We start from the raw sequence: 1,378 nt of genomic DNA on the forward strand, positions 1-1,378 counted from the left end.
CTCCGTTGGACGCTTCTATGTCTGTCAAGCCGGGGTTGGGTTGGCAAGTGTGCGGTAGATCTGGCGGGCGAGGTAGCGCTTGAGGCAGCGGCGGATGGCTTTCGTGGTGAGTCCTTCGGCGCGGCGGCGTTCGACGTAGTCGCGGGTCGGTTGATGGTGGGCCATGCGGGTGAGGGTGATGGCGTGCAGAGCGCGGTTGAGGCGTCGATCGCCGCCGCGGTTGAGCCGGTGTCGGGTGATGTTTCCGGACGAGGCGGGGATCGGGCTGGCGCCGGCGATGGCGGCGAACGCGGCTTCGGAGTGGATGCGTCCGGCATGGGACCACGAGGTCAGGATCGTCGCCGCGGTGATGGCGCCGATGCCGGGCAGGGCCAGCAGCGGTGCCGCATCCGACGCTGCGACGAGCGCGGTCAGGTCGTGTTCGTTGGCGGTCAGGTCATCGTCGGCGATCCGGATGGCGCGGGCCATGCGCCGCGCTTCTCGACGTGCGGTCGCGATACCGACGTCTTCACTGCGATCACGCCAGGCGTGGATCGTGGCGATCTGGCTGGCGGTCAGCGGCCGGCGGGCGTCGATGCCGAGGTCCACGATCCGCACCAGCGCGGTCAGCGCGTTGATCGTCGCAATGCGATGGGCGTTGAGCTGTTCGCGGGAGGCCACGAGGATCCGCACCGCAGCGCGAACGCCCTCGTCGGTGCGGGGTTCACGCAGCCGTGTTGTGTCGCATGCGAGGACGGAGCGGGCGATGAGCTCCGCATCGATCGCATCGGACTTGCCTCGTCCGGCCCGCAGTCCCTTCGCCGTGGGCAGGGGTTCGACGACTCGCAGATCGGCCTCACGACAGGCGCGGGCGATGCGGGCGCCGTAGGAACCGATCCCTTCGACCGCCACCAGCGTGAGGTTGATGGCGTGGATGCGACGCCCGATCCAGGCGACGGCGCGGGTCGTGCCCGGGCCCGTCGCGGGAAACGAGACGGATGCCTCGACGGCACCGGTGCCCGCCGTGACGATGGTGAGGGTATGTGTCCGAGCATGGGTGTCGATACCGATGACATGGACGTAGGAGTTTGCGACGATGGCCATGGCGGTGATGCTCCTTTTCGGGTGTGACGTCGCCATCAAGGACCGGCGTCGACCCGGTGGAGTCACTGCGAGGCACTCCTGCAAACGGCCACAACCGACGGGTTGGGCATGCTTCTATCAAGCCATCGCGGTGGGCGGGGCGGCGCCGGTCCTCACACCCGACCGGACATGCCCAACGCCAGACACCATGCGCAAGCACGGGTCAGAAGTGTCACGAGCCACGATCAGGTGCAAGCACCAGCATCCGCCCCGTCAGCCAGCCCCGGGCCGGCCACACCCAGACTTGCAGAAGTGT

The 1,378-nt window shown here is 68.2% G+C and carries 1 protein-coding gene; it reads right to left on the reverse strand.

Annotated elements, in window-relative coordinates; all coding sequences use genetic code 11:
• Nucleotides 1–24: 24 nt before the first annotated feature.
• Entirely contained in the window at nucleotides 25–1,083 is a 1,059-nt protein-coding gene (locus AOM09_RS00010) for an IS110 family RNA-guided transposase (protein WP_062382418.1), read from the reverse strand.
• Nucleotides 1,084–1,378: the final 295 nt, after the last annotated feature.

The organism is Demequina iriomotensis, from assembly GCF_000971395.1.
Lineage (GTDB): Bacteria > Actinomycetota > Actinomycetes > Actinomycetales > Demequinaceae > Demequina > Demequina iriomotensis.

Coding starts and splice junctions, on each gene's coding strand:
- AOM09_RS00010 (WP_062382418.1), bottom strand. CDS start 1,083: ATGGCCATCGTCGCAAACTCCTACGTCCATGTCATCGGTATCGACACC.